The 20,284-nt window shown below is 54.6% G+C and carries 17 protein-coding genes and 1 riboswitch; of the genes, 4 read left to right on the top strand and 13 right to left on the bottom strand.

What is annotated here, in order from left to right; genetic code table 11:
- Positions 1-303: hypothetical protein (locus CJP46_RS36910; protein ID WP_218831074.1), on the top strand; the 303-nt coding region annotated here is incomplete at its 5' end.
- Here CJP46_RS36910 and CJP46_RS34220 read toward each other — a convergent pair.
- From CJP46_RS34220 to CJP46_RS34190, 7 genes are all read right to left on the bottom strand, one after another.
- Positions 300-518, bottom strand: a complete 219-nt coding sequence (locus tag CJP46_RS34220) for a hypothetical protein (RefSeq protein ID WP_179281445.1) — start codon at positions 516-518, stop codon at positions 300-302. The genes CJP46_RS36910 and CJP46_RS34220 overlap by 4 nt on opposite strands.
- Positions 519-762: 244 nt before the next feature.
- Positions 763-2,133, bottom strand: coding sequence for an NCS2 family permease (locus CJP46_RS34215; protein WP_094600082.1), 1,371 nt, complete (start codon positions 2,131-2,133; stop codon positions 763-765).
- 154 nt (positions 2,134-2,287) lie between these two features.
- A riboswitch (purine riboswitch) is annotated at positions 2,288-2,387 on the bottom strand.
- A 309-nt stretch (positions 2,388-2,696) separates the two neighbouring features.
- Positions 2,697-4,235, bottom strand: coding sequence for a glutamine-hydrolyzing GMP synthase (gene guaA, locus CJP46_RS34210; RefSeq protein WP_094600081.1), 1,539 nt, complete (start codon positions 4,233-4,235; stop codon positions 2,697-2,699).
- 78 nt (positions 4,236-4,313) lie between these two features.
- Positions 4,314-6,530 carry a transglutaminase-like domain-containing protein gene (locus CJP46_RS34205; protein WP_094600080.1) on the bottom strand — a complete coding sequence of 739 codons (2,217 nt, stop codon included), beginning with the start codon at positions 6,528-6,530 and terminating at the stop codon, positions 4,314-4,316.
- Positions 6,531-7,844: a DUF58 domain-containing protein gene (locus CJP46_RS34200; protein ID WP_094600079.1), complete on the bottom strand. Its 1,314-nt coding sequence runs from the start codon at positions 7,842-7,844 to the stop codon at positions 6,531-6,533.
- Positions 7,841-8,824 (bottom strand): AAA family ATPase, encoded by a 984-nt coding sequence (locus tag CJP46_RS34195; RefSeq protein WP_256992660.1) that lies wholly within the window; start codon positions 8,822-8,824, stop codon positions 7,841-7,843. The genes CJP46_RS34200 and CJP46_RS34195 overlap by 4 nt, the downstream gene beginning before the upstream one ends.
- 229 nt (positions 8,825-9,053) lie before the next feature.
- Positions 9,054-10,391, bottom strand: a complete 1,338-nt coding sequence (locus CJP46_RS34190) for a polysaccharide deacetylase family protein (protein WP_256992659.1) — start codon at positions 10,389-10,391, stop codon at positions 9,054-9,056.
- Positions 10,392-10,580: 189 nt separating this feature from the next.
- Here CJP46_RS34190 and CJP46_RS34185 point away from each other — a divergent pair, with 189 nt between their 5' ends.
- Entirely contained in the window at positions 10,581-11,207 is a 627-nt protein-coding gene (locus tag CJP46_RS34185) for a DedA family protein (protein ID WP_094600078.1), read from the top strand.
- A 107-nt stretch (positions 11,208-11,314) separates the two neighbouring features.
- Here the strand turns inward: CJP46_RS34185 and CJP46_RS34180 are convergent, their stop codons facing one another.
- The 3 genes from CJP46_RS34180 to bcp all read right to left on the bottom strand — a co-directional run bounded on the left by CJP46_RS34180 (position 11,315) and on the right by bcp (position 14,050).
- The gene (locus CJP46_RS34180; RefSeq protein WP_094600077.1) at positions 11,315-12,826 is read right to left on the bottom strand and encodes a DHA2 family efflux MFS transporter permease subunit; all 1,512 of its coding nucleotides are present in this window, start codon (positions 12,824-12,826) and stop codon (positions 11,315-11,317) included.
- Positions 12,819-13,274 carry a MarR family winged helix-turn-helix transcriptional regulator gene (locus CJP46_RS34175; RefSeq protein WP_179281444.1) on the bottom strand — a complete coding sequence of 152 codons (456 nt, stop codon included), beginning with the start codon at positions 13,272-13,274 and terminating at the stop codon, positions 12,819-12,821. The genes CJP46_RS34180 and CJP46_RS34175 overlap by 8 nt, the downstream gene beginning before the upstream one ends.
- 317 nt (positions 13,275-13,591) lie before the next feature.
- A complete protein-coding gene (gene bcp, locus CJP46_RS34170; protein ID WP_094600075.1) occupies positions 13,592-14,050 on the bottom strand; it encodes a thioredoxin-dependent thiol peroxidase in 459 nt (152 codons plus the stop codon).
- 261 nt (positions 14,051-14,311) lie between these two features.
- Here bcp and CJP46_RS34165 point away from each other — a divergent pair, with 261 nt between their 5' ends.
- Both CJP46_RS34165 and CJP46_RS34160 read left to right on the top strand, forming a co-directional pair.
- Positions 14,312-15,370, top strand: a complete 1,059-nt coding sequence (locus CJP46_RS34165) for an LCP family protein (RefSeq protein ID WP_094600074.1) — start codon at positions 14,312-14,314, stop codon at positions 15,368-15,370.
- A gap of 42 nt (positions 15,371-15,412) precedes the next feature.
- Complete coding sequence (locus tag CJP46_RS34160; protein WP_094600073.1) at positions 15,413-16,723, top strand: glutamate-1-semialdehyde 2,1-aminomutase; 1,311 nt, start codon at positions 15,413-15,415, stop codon at positions 16,721-16,723.
- Between the two features lie 162 nt (positions 16,724-16,885).
- Here the strand turns inward: CJP46_RS34160 and CJP46_RS34155 are convergent, their stop codons facing one another.
- The 3 genes from CJP46_RS34155 to CJP46_RS34145 form a co-directional block, all read right to left on the bottom strand.
- Complete coding sequence (locus CJP46_RS34155) at positions 16,886-18,340, bottom strand: ABC transporter substrate-binding protein (protein ID WP_094600072.1); 1,455 nt, start codon at positions 18,338-18,340, stop codon at positions 16,886-16,888.
- A gap of 116 nt (positions 18,341-18,456) precedes the next feature.
- Positions 18,457-19,329 (bottom strand): carbohydrate ABC transporter permease, encoded by an 873-nt coding sequence (locus CJP46_RS34150; protein WP_094600071.1) that lies wholly within the window; start codon positions 19,327-19,329, stop codon positions 18,457-18,459.
- Complete coding sequence (locus tag CJP46_RS34145) at positions 19,330-20,232, bottom strand: carbohydrate ABC transporter permease (RefSeq protein WP_240913475.1); 903 nt, start codon at positions 20,230-20,232, stop codon at positions 19,330-19,332. It abuts the gene before it with no gap.
- Positions 20,233-20,284: the final 52 nt, after the last annotated feature.

Raw genomic sequence — 20,284 nt, 5'->3', positions numbered from 1 at the left:
CGTCCTGAGCCAGGATCAAACTCTCCAATAAAGTTGGAAGAATCTGCTCACCCGAAGGGAGTAGCTTTCCAACGAAAGTTTGTAGCTCATTTTGAAACTGACGAGATTGATTTAATCTCTTGTCGCTCCGGTCCGAAGACCATCGCATGTATACTCACTCGTTGTTCAGTTTTCAAAGATCAAACTTCGTTTTCGTTACCACCTCGTGTTTCAGCAGCAACTCTTATATTATATCAAGTCCAACCCAGTTTTGCAAGCTTTTTTTTAAAATCTTTTTTTCAGGCTTGCTGTCCAAAGCTTTAAGCGATGTTTTCTTGGCCGGAATTAGAATATACCATGTTAACAATACGATTGCAAGCTTTTTCGACAAAAAATTTAAAGTCCATTTCTTCCTCTTTTTGTACCCTTTTTATAGCAAATATGATTCTACCTACGGATTCTGCCTTTTTAAGCTCTAGGTTTAAAAGTGCTGCTCGCCCATGTACCTTATGTCCACTTCCTTTTGTCAGCAGAGTCAAAGCCAATTCTCCCAGTTCCTTATAAATAACACCCTTCTTTATCCGGTTTGCGCTTTCCCATTTGCATAGCAGCCAACTGTTTATCATGTTCGTAATCAGGTTTTCTACATAATAAAATATCCACATTTCCGTGACGCTATATGACGCTATATATAGATACTTTTCAATTTTGCCAAAAATAAAAAAGCCCTCGTCCGCTCCATAGCAGACAAGGGCAAACCATTCAACTCATGAATTCCTCAGCTTACTCGGCACCGAGGAATGCAAACCGGCACACCACGATGATGGCCAGGACCCACATCAGCCAGTGGACTTTCTCTTTACGCTTACCGAAGATGTTGGCGAAAACCGCAAGGATCACATAGGACAGGATCCCTGCCGAAATCCCGTTGGCGATCCCGCCGGAGAACGGCATCAGGACGATGGTCAGGAATGCCGGGAAAGCTTCAAAGAAGTCGTCCCACTCGATGTGGCGAACCTGGCTCATCATCAGCACCCCGACGATGATCAGCGCCGGTGCGGTAGCCGCCGAAGGAACCACCAGCGCGAGCGGAGCAATGAACAGGGACAGCAGGAACAGTACTCCTGTCGTAATGGCCGTCAAGCCTGTGCGTCCGCCTTCCTCAACGCCTGCCGTACTTTCCACGAAAGAAGTGATCGTACTCGTACCGAGAACGGCACCAGCGCTGACGCCGACCGCATCGACGAGCATCGCTTTACCGACGATTTTCTCGCCTTTCTCTTTATCCTTCATGATGCCCATCCGGGTGGTCGTACCCACGAGCGTTCCGAAAGTGTCAAACAGCTCTACAAACGTGAAAATAAAGACGATATCGAACAATCCGATGTGCAGCGCGCCCTTCAAATCGAGATCCCCGACAGCCAGGTTGGAGAATGAAGGCAGCCAGTTGGCATGGGACAAGCCGCTAAGGTCCGTCACACCCATAGGAATGCCGATCAGCGTGGTGACGATAATACCGATCAAGAGCGCCCCTCTTACTTTCAGCACCATCAGAATGGCAATAATCAAAAGTCCGATCAAAGCAAGCAGCGCATCTTTATGCGTAAAGAAATCGCTTAGTGCCAGGTTGAAGCTTCCGCCGCCGATCGGTTTACTGATATCGGTTCCGGCGTTCACGGTAATGGAGATCAGGTTGGCGAGCTTGAAGCCGATGATGGCGACGAACAGGCCGATCCCCACCGTAATGGCGGTTTTGATGTTTTTCGGAACGGCGACCATCAGCATTTGCCGGACGCGCGTTACCGTCAGAATGATAAAAATAATACCCGAAATAAATACGGCGCCCAAGGCAGCCTGCCAGGTAATTTGACCGTTGGATCCAAGCACGACGGTCATAAAATAAGCGTTCAAACCCATACCAGGCGCCAAGGCAATCGGGATATTGACAAACAATCCCATCAGGATAGTAACAAGGCCCGCGCCAACTGCGGTGGCGAAAAATACGCCTTCATGAGGGATACCCGCACCGTTCGGCCCGAGAAACAGATTGTTGACGAACAGGATGTACGCCATCGCCATAAACGTCGTGAGACCGGCGATCATTTCTGTTTTTACATTTGTGCCGCGTTCCTTTAATTTAAAGAACCGTTCCATTTTCAAATAATCCCCCTTAGAAATTTGAGTCAGAACGACAAAAAAGCCCGGTAGACCGCAAGCGACCACCGGACATTATGAATGAAAGAAAGAAATATCCCGCCCGGATCAGCTTGGACTTACCATGGTCAAGACAAGCTGTGTTACGGGTGTGACATCATCTCTTCTAATTCGTAGCCAGATCATTACGGTGATCTCGTAGAAACTCCCGGGCCAATTCCCGGGATTATACGAAAGAACATATGTCGTTTCTCACATCATTCATTCTATGGAGACAAGCTGCACTTGTCAACAGAAAAAGCGAATATTTAAGAGAAAGACATGAATCAATGTTCGGGATTTTGCATATTTCTCCAATGGAACGATGTTCGCTTGCGCAGAACTTTTTCTTCAACTCGGCTTAGCTTTTGGAATTGGCCCGGAAATTATGTGCTTTTTGACCGTCTGCAGCCATCCTGATTATGGATCGTTGGGTGTTTCCTAATCTGGATAACAAAAAAAAGATCCGCACCTGCCTAAGCAGATACGGATATTTGAACACTTGATTGAATACTACACAAACCTTACTCCCACTCGATCGTGGCCGGCGGTTTGGAGGTGATATCGTACACGACGCGGTTAACGTTCTCCACCTCGTTGACAATACGCACCGAAATTTTCTCCAGTACGTCCCACGGAATACGGGCCCAGTCGGCGGTCATCCCGTCGATCGAGGTTACCGCGCGGATGCCGACGGTATACGAATACGTACGCGCGTCACCCATGACGCCAACGCTCTTCATGTTCGGCAGAGCCGTGAAGTACTGCCAAATTTCCCGGTTAAGCCCAGCTTTGTCGATTTCCTCGCGCAAAATGTAATCGGAATCCCGAACGATCGTCAGCTTCTCTTCCGTCACTTCGCCCAGCACGCGGATCGCAAGACCTGGACCCGGGAAAGGCTGGCGCCATACGATTTCCGCAGGCAGACCGCATTCCTCGCCGACTTTGCGGACTTCGTCCTTAAACAACGTTTTGAGCGGCTCGATCAGTTTAAATTTCATGTCCTCCGGAAGGCCGCCCACATTATGGTGCGACTTGATCGTCTGAGCCGTTGCCGTTCCGCTCTCGACGATATCCGTGTACAGCGTTCCTTGCGCCAGGAAGGCAAAGTCGTCAAAACGCGCAGACTCTTCCTCAAACACGTAAATGAATTCGTTGCCGATGATTTTCCGTTTTTGCTCGGGATCATCCACGCCGGTCAGCTTGGACAAGAAACGCTCCCGGGCGTCAATTTTGACAACCTTCATGTCGAATTTGCCTACAAAGGTTTCCATCACGCTCTCGGCTTCGCCCTTGCGCAGCAGGCCATGGTCGATAAACATACAGGTCAGCTGATCGCCGATCGCCTTGTGGATCAGCATCGCAACAACGGAAGAATCAACGCCGCCGCTCAGCGCACACAGCACTTTCTGGTCGCCGACGGTTTCGCGGATTTCACGAACCTGATCCTCGATAAAGGATTCCATCGTCCAGTTGCCCTCGCAACCGCAAACCTCATAGAGGAAGTTGCGGATCATTTCGTTGCCGTTCACGGAGTGGCGTACTTCCGGATGGAACTGCACGGCGTACAGCTTCTTCTCGCCATGGCTCATCGCGGCGATCGGAGCCGACTCGGTACCCGCGTCGAGCTGGAAGCCGGACGGAAGCTCAACGACATGATCCCCGTGGCTCATCCAAACGACCTGACGGTTGTCCAATCCTTGGGTAAGCGTCGTGTCCGGTTTGAACTCAAGCTCCGCTTTTCCGTACTCGCGTTTGTGCGCGCGTTCCACTTTGCCTCCGAGCTGCTGGGCCATCATCTGCATGCCGTAGCAAATGCCGAAGATCGGCAGCCCCAAATCGTAAACAGCCGGGTCCACATGGGGCGCGTCTTCCGCATACACGCTGAGCGGTCCGCCGGAGAACACGATACCTTTCGGGTTCAGCTTCCGGATCTTCTCGATCGGCGTGTTAAAAGGCAAGAGCTCGCTATAGACTCCCAGATCGCGGATGCGTCTTGCGATTAATTGATTATATTGTCCCCCGAAATCGAGGACAACGATGATTTCATTTGGCTTATTCATTACCGTGCCTCCCTCAATTAATGAAATCAATTATACGCAACGATAATTCATACCGTCAAGGAAGCCGCAGCACCTAAGTTATGCCAGCCTGCCGGCGATCAAAAGGCACCGGCGCAGGAAAGCGCTCCCTTGACTGCGACTTACGGGAACCTGACCATAAGCTATCTTTTCCCACTCCGCGGCAAAATCGTACATTTCCTTGCGCATCATTTCGTCATCGATTTGAAGGGACTGCACGTATTCCCGTACGGTGGCCCCCGGCGGAGCTGCACCGTAGCGACGCATAATGCTGCTCCAGGCCGGAAGCGCCGCCCTTAGCAGCTGCTCCTTACCGGGAAAGACGCGCCGTGATAAATACACCAGGCACCACAGCCAAATGAGGCCGCGATACATCCATGCGTAACGTATGGCGGCGGCCAGCAGCAGAGCGGTGACAAACGCGCCAACCATAGTCCAGACATGTGTAGCGAGAAAAGCCGTAATGCCCAGCGTGATGCTCTTGACTTGCAGGGCGACGCGGGCCAAGTCCCAGGTACCGCCCGACTGGACGTCCTGCGCCTGGACCGTTCCGCTGTCGGAAGGCAGCGCAAATCCGGGCGTCGGGTCAAACGGAATCCAGCCGGAACCGGGGAAGTACACCTCGACCCAGGCGTGAGCGTCGCCTTCGCTGATTTGATAGCGGCCCGGATGCCCGCTGTCCTCTTTTCCCGGGGCAAATCCCCTGACATATCTCGTTGGAATCCCTTCGCTTCGCAGCAGCACCGCCATGGCGGTCGAAAAGTGGTTGCAGTACCCTTTCCGGATCGTAAACAGGAAGTCGTCCACGAAGTCCTCGCCTTGTGGCGGGACGCGGGTATCCATCGTGTAGGCGTAATAGGTTTTCAAATAGTCCTCCACCGCGACGACCGCGTCATAGCGCGTGAGCGATGCCGACGTAATCCGGTCCGCCAGCTGCTTCACGCGTTCGGGCAGCTTGTCCGGCAGTTGAAGGTACTCATCCTTCACTTGCGCCGGATCAGCGCCTGCCTCTTCCCGCAGCAGCTGAGGGTCCACTGCGGGGATGTCCGCCCTGATCCGGTAGCCGTTCACCTCCGGCACGCCCGAAGCCAGCGGCACCTTGACCGTTCCTGCGTCTTTGTCGGCGATTACGGTCAGGGACACCGACTTCCGGCTCGACTCCAGGTCGAGCACCTCAGCGATTGGGCCTCCGGCAAAGAGGGGGAAACTCTCCGTCATGGGCCGGGTAAACATGATTTGCTGCGTGACGGTCCGGTACTCGGTCATGGGAGCCGCCGGCTCTTCACCTTCCGAATCCTCTCCCTCAGGCCGGACTGCGCCCGGAATAAAGAGGGTGCGGGAATCGGCCTCCTGGCCGGTCCATTTGCGCCCGTCATAGATGCTGAGCGTTTCTCCGCGCCAGTAAGTGGGAACGGGACTCTCCGCTTCGAAGTAGAGCCGCCCCCCTTGGCTCAGGGGCATTCCCATGTCCTGATCGTCCCCGCTCAGGTTGTAGCCCGTCACCGCTGCGGCCGATGCGTCGCCGTAGTTGTCCCTGACCCAGGACTCCAGCTTGCCGGCCGCCTGCTCCAAGGATATCCGTCCCGGAGGCTTGGCCTCGGCCGCATATCCCAGCCCCCAGCTCCCGCCAAGGATGAGGATGGACAGCAGGCTGAGGGAAACAATCCAGGTGCCGTACACCTTGCCGTCAAACCTCCCCGATGAATCGCTCTCGCGCAGTCCGGACAGGTGCAGCATCCCCTGAAGGAGCAGCAGCAAGCCGCAGGTACGGATCATATCGGCGTAAATGGGAATGCCGAGCAGCGTTTCGAGGCATATCAAGTAGAGCAGGGTGGCTGCCGCGAACAAAAAAATGCTGCGCCGCGACAGGGCCAGCGATTGCACGGAATAGACCAATAAGGACCAACCGGCGATAAGAATCAGCGTGCGGATCTCCGAGCTGGTCTCGGCAAAGCGCCCGGTGGACAGCACGAGCAGAATATCATCGCGGCATTGCGAAATCCAGGAAATCAACCAGGCAAGCGGCTGACCCTCTCCGGATATGTTATACCAAGCGGCGCCGACCAGTACGACATACACAGGGAAGGTGAGCGTCCACCTCGCCAACAGAATCCCCCACAGCAGCAGGAGCGCCGTTAGCCACAAGAGGGTCGTCATAAATCCGTCATCCGAGGAACCCGTAAGCGGCCGGAGCGGAATGAGCCATTCGGCGAACAGACCCATGAAGGGCAGCGAAATCATGAGTCTGTACAGAAGAGGATCGGTACGCGTCTCCATTTATACCGCCCCCTCTCCGGGGAAGGTTGTCTCCACGTGACCGATGCGGGATACGCGTCCGTCATGCACGATGAATACACCGGCCCCCAGTCGCGAGAGCAGCGCCGCCCGGCGGAACAGACCGGGATCGTGAACCGCCGCGGCGTACGATGCCGAATCGATGCTGTCGTTCCCTTCTGCCGCACCCGCGCAATAAATATCCACGTATCCGCCGGAGGAGATGATCCCGGAAACGGTGCGAAGCAGCTCGTCGGTCAGGTAGCCGGTGACGACGGCGGTTCTCTTCCCCGTCAAATTCCCGGCTGCTTCCTGAAGCTGCGCGGGCAGCGGTATGCCTCCAGACAATGTCAGTCCCGACAGGGCTGCGAGCATACCGGTGACCTCCGGCTCAGTCTCCTGCGGTGACGCAAGGCCGAGCCCTCCCGCTTCTCCCGGCACGCCGGTACGGAATCCGGAGCCGAGCAGCACCGCTTTCTCGCCGGCCCGCCCGGCTGCAACGAGCAGCCCTGCCGCCGTCGATATAGCGGTCTCGAACCCCTGCTGCGCGGCCTCTCCGCTGACCTCGCCCGCCCGGGCGCCGTCCGGCATATAGCCGCTGAAGGAGCGGTCGATCATGACCGCGTAAGAGGACGCCTGCGCCTCCTCCGGCAGGCTCGTATGCAGGCTGCCCCACCGGGCCAGGTGCTTCCAATGAATCCGGTTCGGCGGATCTCCCGGAACGTATTCCCGCACCTCCATCCCCTTCATCCCGTCCGCAAACCGGGGATACCGGGGACTCGCCTCTTCGCTATAAGACAGTGAAGCCGCCGGCCTGCATTCCTGTCCGACGGGCAGCGGCTCCGGCAGCACGATAAACCGGCCTTCTCCCTTAACGACCTTCCTTCCCTGAAACCAGCCGAACAAGCCGCCCCATTCCAGCGCACAGGCTTCAAATCCATAATGCCCCCTCGGAAGAGCGGGAAGCTCATAACGATACGTTAATGAGCGCCGAAATCCGGGAAAGAGGACGCGCCGGAAGCTTCCGCCGGTGTAGTGATCCTCCACTGCCAACCAGGGGAGGGGCAGCGGGGAGTGAAAATAAATCCGCATGGTCACGGGCACGGCCTCCCCCGACGGAATCAGGCTCTTGGGCAAACTGCGTTCCACACGGATTTGCCGGGGGCCCAGCAGCTGAACCAGCATGCCGCCGGCCAGCACCAGGCAGGTCAGAAACATCATGAACCAAAGGGCCTCGCCTCCGTGCAGGCGGTACATGGCCGTCAGGCCGCACAGCACGGCCAGCCCGATCCCCCATTCGAGGACACGCCGCATCATAAGCGGCCTCCTTTGCGGGAGTGAACGGGCAGAACCAACTGCTGCAGCAGCTCCCGAACCAGTTCCTCACCGCTGGCCCCCGCAAGAAGCGCGGCATGGTTCAGCATCAGCCGGTGGGCGAGGACCGGCACGGCGGTATCTTTGATATCGTCCGGAATGACGTAAGAACGTCCCGCCATATAGGCCGAGGCCTGGGAGGCATTCATCCAGGCCAGCGTCCCCCGCGGGCTGATGCCAAGCTGAACGTTCGGATGGCGGCGCGAAGCGTCAGCCACCTGGACCAGGGCCAGCTTGATGGATTCGTCAACGAAAACGCCCCGGACGGCGCGCTGCATTTTCGCCATTTCTTCGGCCAGCATGACCGGCTTCACAGCATCGAGCGGATGCTCCAGCTGCATTCGCGTCAGCAGCTCCACTTCCTGGGCCGGCTCCGGATATCCCAGGCTCAGCCGCATCATGAACCGGTCCATCTGCGCCTCAGGCAGGCGATAAGTCCCTTCAAAATGCAGCGGATTCTGCGTCGCCAGCAGCAGGAACGGACGCGGAAGCGGATAGGTGGTGCCGTCCACGGTCACCTTCCGTTCTTCCATCGCCTCCAGCAGGGCGGATTGGGTCCGGGGCGAAGCCCGGTTGATTTCGTCCGCCAGCACGATATGGTTGAGAACCGGCCCGGGCCGGAACTCGAAGCTGCCGCTGTGCGGTAAATACACCGAAGTGCCCGTCACGTCGCCGGGCATCAGATCGTATGTGAACTGGATCCGGCCGAATGTGCAGCCAAGGCAAGCGGCAATGGCCCGGACCAGCATCGTTTTGCCTACCCCTGGAACATCCTCCAGCAGAATGTGGCCGCCGCTGAGCATGGATATTAGAGCAAGGCGTATTTCCTTTTCCTTACCGACGATAACGGTTCCGACGCGCGATAAGACGCGGTTCAATAATTCCGGGGCAACATCATCATGAAACACCGATGGAGTCGACAAAGTAACAACCTCCGTTTCAAATCATGGCTTGTTCCCGTCAAGAATGGGGAATCTATCAATATTCTCTCCATGAAGAAAAGGAAGTAGACCTGCCGCACCGGCTCATTTTTTTAAAAATCAGGGTTCCAGCGTCCTGACCTGCAAAGGCTTCTTGAGAAAAAATCATAGAAGAATCATAGACAGGACCCTCTGCAAGAGTCGTAGAATCACGCCGGCGGCATTCAGCCCTTTAATACACCGTGACCCGACGCTCCTCGTCATTCACCGATGCCGTGATTCCGGCATACCCGGAAGCTTCGAACAAGCTGCGCAGAGGCACCCACAGCGAATCATCGATCGTCAGCACCTGCATCGCCGTCTCCGAGATGACCTGATTGTCCTCTACAGCCTCCAGCATGCCCGTGTCCGCATGGATCTGCAGCGAAACCGCGGCATCCGCCGACAGGGACGCTACCCAGGCTCCCTCTGCCGAATTCCATGCCATGCTGCCTCCGACCCGTTCGGTCAGCGCGCGCAAAGGCACTACATAATGCCCGTCTACGATGCTGTACTCGCCGGAATCCAGCGTGGTCTCGATTCCGCCGACTTCCAGGCGAAGCGGCTTTCCAGGCTCGAACAATGCAGCGTTCTGCGGAATATGGGACTGAATCCAGGCGGCACTCGGGGCGCTTCGTTTCAGTCCGCGGGCTTTGGCATTCACTTTGAATTGAACTGGCGGGTCTTTCGGTGACAGCACGCCGAACTGATACCCGTGTGCCTTGTACCAGCTAATCATTTGCGGAAGTGCCTTTACGCTTTCCGAATGGCCGGGACCGTCATGCATCAGAAGAACCACCTTGCCTCCCGGAACGTCCGTGGTGCCGCCCTTCACGATCTCCGAGGCAGGGACGTCGCGCCGCTTGGAATCGCCGCTGTCCACGTTCCAATCCGTCACGACATACCCGGCCTGCTGCAGCAGCTTAAAGTACGTATCGTCAAAATGGCCCGCCGTCCCTCCAGGCGCCCTGATCAGCTGCGGCCTCTCCCCCGTGATCAGGCAGATCTCCTCTTCGGTCTCCTTGATCTGGTCCCAGAACGCGGGAAATGATTGATAGAGTTCGGTATAATTATGGTCATATGTATGATTGCCGATGGCATGGCCTTCTTCGTAAATGCGCGAGATCAGCTGCGGATACTTTTTCACCTGCTCGCCAAGAACAAAGAAGGTTGCGCCGATCTTGTTTTTCTTCAAAATATCCAGCACCTCGCCCGTTAAATCGCTCGGGCCGTCGTCAAAGGTCAAATACACCGTTTTGGGGCTGACCCGAGCGGGTTTCTTCGTCGTATTGGAAGCAAGCAATCCCGTTTGGTTAACATGGACCGGTTCGGTTTGCCGACCCATCACAGCAGAACTCTTTTCCTTTGCAGTTTCAATGCCCGGATCCGTCTTGACCGCATTCTGCACCAAGGGCGGCAAAGGCTGCATGAGGTTCCGCCCCTCCCGGACGCTTAAGCAGATGATGATGGCCATGACTGCCACAACGACCCCGATCGATCTAAGAACAACGCTGAATGTCTTCTTCACCATGTACCTTCTACCTCCACTATTTCTATGAGTTCTGCTTTCTGGTAGATTATATGGTGAGAGAAGTGGAAATAGACTTAAGGAAAGCCGAATCTTTCATGTGCTTGGCAGTCCTTCGGCTTCCGGATGGAATCTGGTTGGTATCCGGTTATGATCTTCGGGGGCCCCGACCTGAATTGGAGTGAAAACCTGTTGGAATTGTTGAAATGGATACATTTGATGTTCGAGCAGTACGGCTACCTTGTGCTGTTTCTCGGATTAGCGTTGGAGTTTATCGCCCTTCCCTTCCCCGGAGAGACGACGATGGCCTATGCGGGCTTTCTGTCGTATGACGGCATGCTTCATTACGGGTGGCTGCTGATCATCGCATTTGCCGGAACGACCTTGGGGATGACCATTACGTACTTTATCGGCCTCAAGGCCGGCCTTCCTTTTCTGCAGCGCTACGGCAAATGGCTCCTGCTCTCCGAGCATAAACTGGAGCGGGCCAGCCGTTGGTTTAACAAATACGGGCAGAGCCTGATCTTTCTCGGTTATTTTATTCCCGGCGTCCGCCATTTTACCGGCTACTTCGCCGGCATGATCGCCTTGCCCTTCCGCAAGTTCGCGTTGTTCGCCTACAGCGGGGCGCTGCTCTGGGTCATCCTGTTTATCAGCATCGGCAAATTATTCGGGCCGCAGTGGAAGTTCGCTTTTCACCTGGTGGAAAAGTACTCCTTCTGGATCGTCGGTTCCGTCATTCTCGCTTTGGCCTTACTGCTGCTGTACCGTTACCGGAAAAATGTGCGGTCGCTCTTGTCCAAGCTGCATGTCAGCTGACATGCAAATGGGCCGCTTCCCCATCGTGCCCCCCCAAGACAAAAAGACGCACACTGCATCAAATGCAGTGCGCGTCTTTTCTTTTACATCCTAAAAATATTAGTTCATTAACCCTTCGCGCTGACGGTGCCGACGTTCTGTCCCTGAAGCTCGTTCTTGAGCTCGGTTTGCGGCTTCGTTCTCTTGATGAAGAAAGCGAGCGCAAGCGCGGCGACACTCAGCCAAGTGGCCACGATGAAGGCATAGTTAATGCCGTGAACCATTGAGTCGGCGGTCAGCTTCGCCATAGCGGCTTTGTCGGCCGGATTGACCGTACCCCCGGCAAGGACGTCCTGGACATGACTCTTTGTTTTATTGGTCATGACCGTAACCAGGATCGCCGTACCGATCGAACCCGAAATCGTACGCAGCGTGTTGGACATCGCCGTACCGTGGGCGTTCATCGTCCGCGGCAGCTGATTAAGACCTGCGGTCTGAATCGGCATCATCAGCATCGACATACCGAACATACGAATCGTGTAAATGACGATCAGATGAGTGTACGATGTTTCAACCGTCAAACGGCTGAATTCATAAGTCATGATCACCGTGATGATCAAACCGACGACGGCCAGCCATCTTGCGCCGATTTTATCAAATACCGCGCCGGTGATTGGCGACATGATCCCCATCAGAATTGCGCCGGGCAGCATCATCAGACCCGATTCGAGCGGCGTGAAGCCGCGGATATTTTGCAGGAAGATCGGCATCAGGATCATGCCCGCGTACATCGCCATCGTGATGATGACGTTAATGATCGTCGTCAGCGTAAACATGTTGTATTTGAAAATCCGGAACTCCAGCATCGGAATCTTGGATACGAGCTGGCGCCATACGAAGAGGATCAGACCCACCGCGCCGACAATCAGCGTGGCAATAACGGTCGCGCTTCCCCATCCGTCGGTACCCGCATCACTGAAGCCATAGAGCAGTCCGCCGAAGCCGATGGTCGACAGGACCACCGACAGGAAGTCGAATTTCGGTTTGGTAACGCTCGTTACGTTTTTTAAGAAAAATACGCCGATTAATGTAGCGATGATCGCCACCGGCAGGATAATGTAGAACAGAACCCGCCAGGAGTGATGTTCAACGATGTACCCCGACAAAGTCGGTCCGATGGCCGGAGCCAGGATCATGGCGATCCCCATCATACCCATTGCGGAGCCCCGTTTTTCGATCGGGAAAATGTTCAGGAACACGACGGTCATCAGCGGCATCAGAATGCCTGCGCCTGCCGCCTGAATGACACGTCCGGCCATTAGTACACCAAAGTTGGGTGATATCGCGCATATCAGCGTTCCCAGCGAAAACATCGTCATCGCCGAAATAAACAGCTGACGGGTCGTAAATCTCGCGATCAAAAATGCCGATACCGGAATCAATACGCCGTTAACCAGCATGAAGCCGGTAGTAAGCCATTGTCCTGTCGTCGGCTGAATGCCCAAATCGTCCATAATTTTGGGCAGGGCGATATTCATCAAGGTCTGATTCAAAAATGCCACAAACGCACCGATGAGCAGTGCGGCAATGATCGGCCCTTTCCGGATATGCTCCATTGACTGAGCTTGACTGCTATTCATAATTTCTTTCTCTCTCTCCCTTTTGGTTGAAAATCTGAATAATTTGCTGGTGTGTCGCTAGTAAATGGTTTCTGTCCTCCTGCTTGATCTGTAAAAGAGGCAGCAGACAACCCATGCTGACTTGTTCGGTCTGCTTTCTGAGTTCATCTCCCTTCTCAGTGATCCGCAGCGCGATCGACCGCCGGTCCGTCTCGAGCCGTCTGCGTTCAACGAGCCCCGCCTTGACGAGCCGGTTCACAACCCCGCTGGTGGCGCTGTTCCCCATAAGAATTAAATCTGCCAGCTCGGTGAGCCCGATATCCGGATGCTCGCGGAGCGTATGCAGGACAAGATATTGAATCCAGGTGGTCTCAAGAGCATCGGCATGCTTCCAGAAGATTTGGTAAAACGTGAGATTGACCTGGCGAAAAGAGTACAACAGTTCGAGAATTTCTTCTTGAGGACCCAAAATCATTCTTCACCCTGTTTCTATTTCCATCTCTTAATATTTCGCATACGAATTATTTTAAAACCAACATGTTTACGTGTCAATAAAAACATAAGAACAAATTTACATATATTTTTGCAACTCATTTTCATAAATCATGCTCAAATTTACCGAAAGCGTTTTCAGTGGGAATAGGTGCACAAAGGGGGAATAGACCAAAAACAAAAAAACTGGACCCCCGAACAAAAAGTCCGGGCGCCCAGCTTATTTTTACGGTTTGCTTCGATCCTTATGATCTTGGCTTTCATTTTAATATTTGTGCGGCGAGTTACATAAAATTAAAGAACTGACACGACGTCGTCGGCATGGCCCGCTACGCGGAGCTTCCGCCATTCCTTGATGAGCCTTCCCTCTTCATCGATCAGGAAAGTCGAACGAACGACGCCCCAGAATTCGCGCCCGTACATTTTCTTCAGCTGCCATACGCCGTACAACTCGCTCACACGGTGGTCCTTGTCGGACAGCAAAGGAAACGGCAGGTTATATTTCTCGGCAAATTTGCCGTGGGCTTTGAGCTCGTCCGGGCTGATGCCGAGAACGACCGCGCCTTTCGTTTCAATTTGAGGAAGGGCGTCGCGAAAATCGCAGGCCTCCTGTGTGCACGCGGGCGTATTGTCCTTCGGGTAGAAATACAGCACCACCTTGCGTCCCCGAAAGCTGCTAAGGGTTATATCCTCCCCGGTCGAGGCCGGAAGGGTAAAATCGGGAACTTTGTCACCAACCGCAATTTCTGTCATATGTACAAACATACTCCTTTCAGAGGCCAAGCACCGCATCTATATAAATTGAACTAAAGCAAGGGAAATCACTTCGCCTAGACGGATTCAAGGAGAAGGTTAAGCTTTAGTTCATTTTATCTTGGTGAAATGCTTTCCAGAATGTAAAATTGATTGTATTGTCAAAAAAAATTATAATAAATGAATCCTTACTCTACAAATGTCTGAACATGTCGAAGACAAGCACTCTCCTTCAACAGGATAGCGAAAGGAAGAAAAGGAATGACTCCAAGGAAAAAAACGATATTATGGATTATAGCCATCATCGTATTAGCGATCATCGGTTATGCGGTCTATTATTTCGCATCGATTTATAATGGCCTGCAGGGGCTGCAAAAGTCCGCTGAAAACTCTCCTTTTAAATCTGTAACTCCCGTCGAAGTCAAAGTTCCCGATCCCCCGAAATGGGAAGGCACCGAACCGGTTAATATCCTGCTGATGGGCGTGGACGCCCGCGGTACCAAGGAAGGTGAAGTTCCCAGGTCTGACAGCATGATGGTCGCTTCCCTAGATCCGGTTAAGAAGCGCATCAATCTTTTCTCGATCCTCCGCGACACGTACACTGACATTCCCGAACACGGCCGAGAACGCATCAATACGGCGATTACCCATGGCCCGAATACGGCAATGAAGGCGGTCGGCGATCTGCTTGGCATACCTATCCAATATTATGTCTATACGGACTTTCAGGGATTTATCAAGCTGGTGGATGCCGTCGGCGGCGTAGATTTTTACGTGGAAAAGGATATGTACTATCCGAGTAACGCTGACAACCATGAATACGATATCGACCTGAAAAAGGGCGAGCAGCATCTCGACGGCACAACGGCTCTGCAGTACGTCCGGTTCCGCCATGACGCCACTTCAGACTTCACGCGGACGGAGCGGCAGCGGGACTTCCTGAAGGCGGTCGCCCAGAAGATGCAGTCCACAACGTCCATTATGAAGCTCCCGAACATTTTGGAGCAGGTCAGTCCATATATAGATACCAACCTGTCCGTCAATGACATGTGGAAGCTGGCTACGGTCGGATACCAGAGCCAAATGGCCGGCAGCGAGCAAATTCCGCCGATGAAGCTGCTCAAAGAAGAAACGATCGGCGGCGCTGCCGTTCTGACCGTTTCCAGCGAAAACAAGCTGAAGCAGTATATTCAGGATATTATGAACAAGCCGGAGACGGTGCCGGTATCCAGCGAAGGCAAAACTGGCACCCCAACCAATACCAATTCAACAAGCTCCGGGGAAACCGGAGAGAACGGCAGTACGGGCAGCAGCAACTAGGCTGCCCGCCTGTTTTTTATTTGAGAAAGGAAGTTATCCGTCATGAATCGAACACGTTCCGAGCAATTATACCAGGAAGCATTGCAGCACATCGTCGGTGGCGTCAACAGCCCCTCCCGCTCTTTTAAGGCGGTTGGCGGCGGGGCGCCCGTCTTTATGAAACGGGCCAACGGAGCCTACTTCTGGGATGAAGACGACAACCGTTATATCGACTATCTCGCCGCTTACGGCCCGATCATAACCGGCCACGCCCACCCGCATATCACGGAAGCCATTACGCGTGCCGCGCAGAACGGCACCTTGTACGGAGCGCCGACGCAGCTCGAAATCCAGCTCGCCCGGATGCTGAAGGAAGCGATCCCGTCGATGGACAAAGTCCGCTTCGTCAACTCCGGCACCGAGGCCGTCATGACGACGATCCGCGTCGCGCGTGCCTATACAAAGCGCAACAAGGTCATCAAGTTCGCCGGATGCTATCACGGCCATTCGGACCTCGTCCTCGTAGCGGCCGGCTCTGGCCCTTCCACGCTGGGGATTCCGGACAGCGCCGGCATCCCGACCAGCATTGCGCACGAAGTCATTACCGTGCCTTTTAATGATCTGGGCGCCCTGCAGGCCGCGTTGACCAAATGGGGCGACGACGTAGCGGCCGTCATGGTCGAGCCGATCGTCGGCAACTTCGGCATGGTCATGCCGAAAGAGGGCTTCCTGGAGGGCCTCTGCCGCATGGCCCATGACAACGGCTCCCTCGTCATCTATGACGAGGTGATCACGGCCTTCCGCTTCCACTACGGCAGCACGCAGACCTTCGCGGGTCTGCAGAATCATGACGCGATCCGGCCGGATCTGACCGCCCTCGGCAAAATCATCGGCGGCGGGCTGCCGATCGGAGCCTACGGCGGCTCCAAGGAAGTGATGGAGCAGGTTGCGCCGCTCGGCCCGGCCTACCAGGCCGGCACGATGGCGGGCAACCCGGCCTCCATCTCGGCGGGCATCGCCTGCCTTGAAGTGCTTCAAGGCGCAGGCGTCTATGAAGAGATGGACCGCCTCGCCGCGAAGCTCGCGGACGGTCTGCAGGCATCGGCCGACCGGTACGGCGTGCCGCTGACGATCAACCGCATTCGCGGTTCGCTGTCCACGCATTTCTGCGACCATCCGGTGACCAACTACGACGAAGCGCAGGATACGGACGGCGAAGCCTTCGCCGCTTTCTTCCGCGCCATGCTCAGCCGCAACATCAATCTCGCGCCGTCCAAATACGAGGCCTGGTTCCTGACCACAGCCCATACGGAAGCCGACATCGACGTGACGCTGGAAGCCGCGGAAGCTTCCTTCAAGGAAATCAGCAAGTAAGGAGCATCTGGGGAGTACGGGGAGTACGGGAACTACTGCAATCAACCCCGATCACAACGAAAGACCCTGCCTGCGGCTGTACATGCCGCGGGCAGGGTCTTTCTGCATTTAATAATTATTGCTTTGGGCCAAGCCTAACCGGGATTCCGGCTCCCTGATTCATTACTGCTGGGGTTTGATCTCATCGAAAAATTTGGTTTGCACCAGTTTGGCCGCATCGTCCAACTGCTTCTTGGAGTCCGTGTCCTTCTTCGAGAACAGCTCCTGTACGACGTTGGACATCGCGCCATAGTAATCCTGGGTGCCGTACTGGGCTTCAGGCTTGCCGTCCAGCAGTCCGAACAGGTTCGGATCGTATTTGTACACGTTGTCGTATTTGTCGTATATCGCGGCCACTTTTTTGCCGTATTCCGAATCGTCCTTGAAGTAGTTCAGCGGTGCCGGTACGAAATATTTATTGTTGGCTTTACGCTCCTGAATGTTGCCTTCGAGCGCTTCCAGCCCTTTATCCGTAAAGTAGTCGAAAGTGATATAGCGGAACGCCATTTCCTGCTCATCCTTGGTGGCGTTCGGATTAATGACGAGATAGTTGCCGCCGAGAATTCCGTAATGCTTGCCGCCTTTCTCGGCCGCCGGCATCGGATAAGCCAGCACGCTCTCCGGCTTCAGCCCGCCTTGGTTGAGCGCGGCGTCAATGACGTCATACGCGCCGGCAATGACCATCGCCGTACGTCCCTGCTGGAACGCGTTCAGGGCATCGCTCCAGCCGAGAGCCCAATCCTTCGGAATGGCGTTCGCTTCCCATCTCAGCTTTTTATAGAAATCGAGCGCTTTCACACCGGCATCCGAATTGAACGCCGCCGTATACTTCCCGTTCTCCACCTTCTGGATTTCCCCGCCCGCTTCGAACAGGAAGTTCGTCCAGTTCCATCCGGATTCATTGCCTTTCCCCATCGGTGCAATCCCGGAAATACCCTTCTTCACGTCAGCCGCGCCTTTGGCCGTGTTATACATGTCGTCCCACGTCCAATCCAGCGGCGGCACCGGTACCTGCTTAGCGTCAAGCAGCGCTTTGTTGATCATCGTCGACGTGATATACCCGTTCTGAGTAACGCCGTAGACTTTGCCGTCCACCATAAACTGGTTTTGCAGCAGCGGATTCATTTCGTCCTTGTATTCCCACTTGTTGTACAGGTCCGAAATGTCTGCGACCCAGCCGCGTTCCACCAGCATCTGCGCTTCGGTCGCAAACGTGTTGTAGAACGTCGGAGCTTCGTTTGAAGCCATTTTAATGCCGATTTCGTTGACGCTGTACTGCCAATCGTCCTTCACGATCGTCACGTTCGGATACTTCTCGGTGAACCGTTTGATCTTGTCGTCTTCCTGCGCCCGCAGATCTTTTTGGTCCGGGAGCGGATAATGGATCTTGATCGTGATTTTCTTCTGGGTAATATCGTCCTCCGATTTCCCCGCATCCGTCGTCGCCGTCGTTCCCCCGGATCCCTCGGATCCGCCGCCCTGATTGTCGCCGCCGGCCGTTTTGCTGCCGCCGCCGCACGCCGCAAGCACCGAGGCCGACAGCAGGAGGCACATCAGCACCATGGAAAACTTACGCATTGAAACTCCCCTTTTCGTCAAATGGTATGGTTTACCCTCTCATCATAAGAGAGGATGGTTCATCAATCGATGTGTAATCGTATGCCCTTCATGTGCATGCCTACGATGTTGGCCGGTCATCCTTTGACCGCCGACAGGCTGACGCTCCGCATAATGAACCTCTGGAACACGAGGAATACGAAGATCGGCGGGATCATGACCATGAACAAAATCGTGAATTTGATGTTGTTGTCCATGCTCCGTGCGTTGATGACGTATTTGTAAATCGCCGTGGCCAGCGTATACTTCTCCTCACTGTGCATCACGAGCGACGGCCAGAACCAGTCGTTCCATGCCGTGGAAAAGATAAAGATGGCCAGTGTGGCGAAGATCGGCACGGACAAAGGAACGGCAATCCGGACGTAGCTTGTGAGCTCGGACGCTCCGTCGATGCGGGCCGCTTCGAAGATCTCCGGATGAATACCGTCGAAGAAATTTTTCATCAGCAGAAAATAGTAGGCGCTCGCTCCGGCCGGCAGCCAGAACGCCCAGTACGTATTGAGCAGGCCCAGCTCCTTCAAATTAACGAAGTTCGGAATGATATAGCTCGACGCCGGGATAAACAAGGTCATCAGGATGAAAAAGTAAATTCCCCTGCGGAACGGCACATTCAGCTTCGAGATGCTGAACGAGGCCAGGCCCAGCACCAGCACGGTCATCAGCAGATTGCCGACGAAGATCAAGATGGTGTTCTTCAAAAACATCGGCAGGTTGATATAGTCCCAGCCTTCCGAGAAATTGTCCCAATTCCACGTTTGCGGAAAGAAATGCGGCGGGAACGAGTTCACTTCCTGGTTCGTCTTCAGACCGTTAAACATCGTCATCAGAATCGGGTACAGCATCGTGACGACCATCACCGCGATGCCAAGCACCATGATGCCGTACACCACTTTGTTCAGCGGCTTCCTCAAATCGGAAGAAGAAAGGATCCCTCTGTCATGCTGGCTCATCTAGTAATCCTCCTTGTTCATCTTGAATTGAAGCAGTCCGAGCAGGCTGAGAACGATAAACATCAGCATGCCCAGCGCCGTCGCCGAGCCGTAATCCAGCTGGTTGAACGCGTACTTCACGATAAGCAGCGCATACGTCAGCGTCGTGTTGTTCGGTCCCCCGTCCAGCAGGGCGAGCTGGGATTGGTAGGCTTGGGACGTCCCGATGATTTGCAGGATAAACATCAGCACAATCAGATTCCGAATAGAAGGGATCGTAATATACCGGATCCGGTTCCATACGCCGGCCCCGTCGATCTCGGCGGCTTCATACCAGTCTCTCGGAATGCTGAGCACGCCGGCCAAATAGATCAGCATCGCGGATCCGAACTGCTGCCACGTCTCCATGAACACGATCGAGATCATGGACCAGCGCCCGTCGGAGATAAAGGACACTGGTTCCACACCGAAGCTGCTGAGCAGCCCATTGATCGGACCGACCGGGTCATACATCCACCGCCACATGCCGTACAGCACCACGCCCGGCACGACAAACGGCAGGTAAGCGGCAATCCGGGCAAAGCCCTGAAAAAACCGCAGCTCCGAAATCGCAATCGACGCCACAATCGGCACCCAGAAGCCGATGATGACCGTTAAAAACATGTAATACAGCGTATTTTTAACGGCTGTCCACACATCGGGGTCGTGCAGCACCCTGGCGTAATTATCGAAACCGACAAAGGTGTTGCCTTTGACGAAATCAATCGTAAAGAAGCTGTACACCGCTCCTTTGATAATCGGCACCCACAAAAACAAAATGAAAATGACAATGGCCGGCAGGATGAACAGGTATCCCCAAAGATGCTTTTTCCACCTGCTCGTTCGTCTGCCCGCCGGCTCGCTCTTCGCTTCCGGCTTCAACATGGCTGTAGCGGGTTCCCCCATCTGTCTCCCTCTTTCCTCTAATGTCTCTTAA

The organism is Paenibacillus sp. XY044 (genome assembly GCF_002257645.1).
In the GTDB taxonomy this organism is placed as follows: Bacteria; Bacillota; Bacilli; order Paenibacillales; family Paenibacillaceae; genus Paenibacillus_AQ.
The sequence above is the reverse complement of the archived record's forward strand: the minus strand, read 5'-3'. Positions and strand labels throughout refer to the sequence as shown.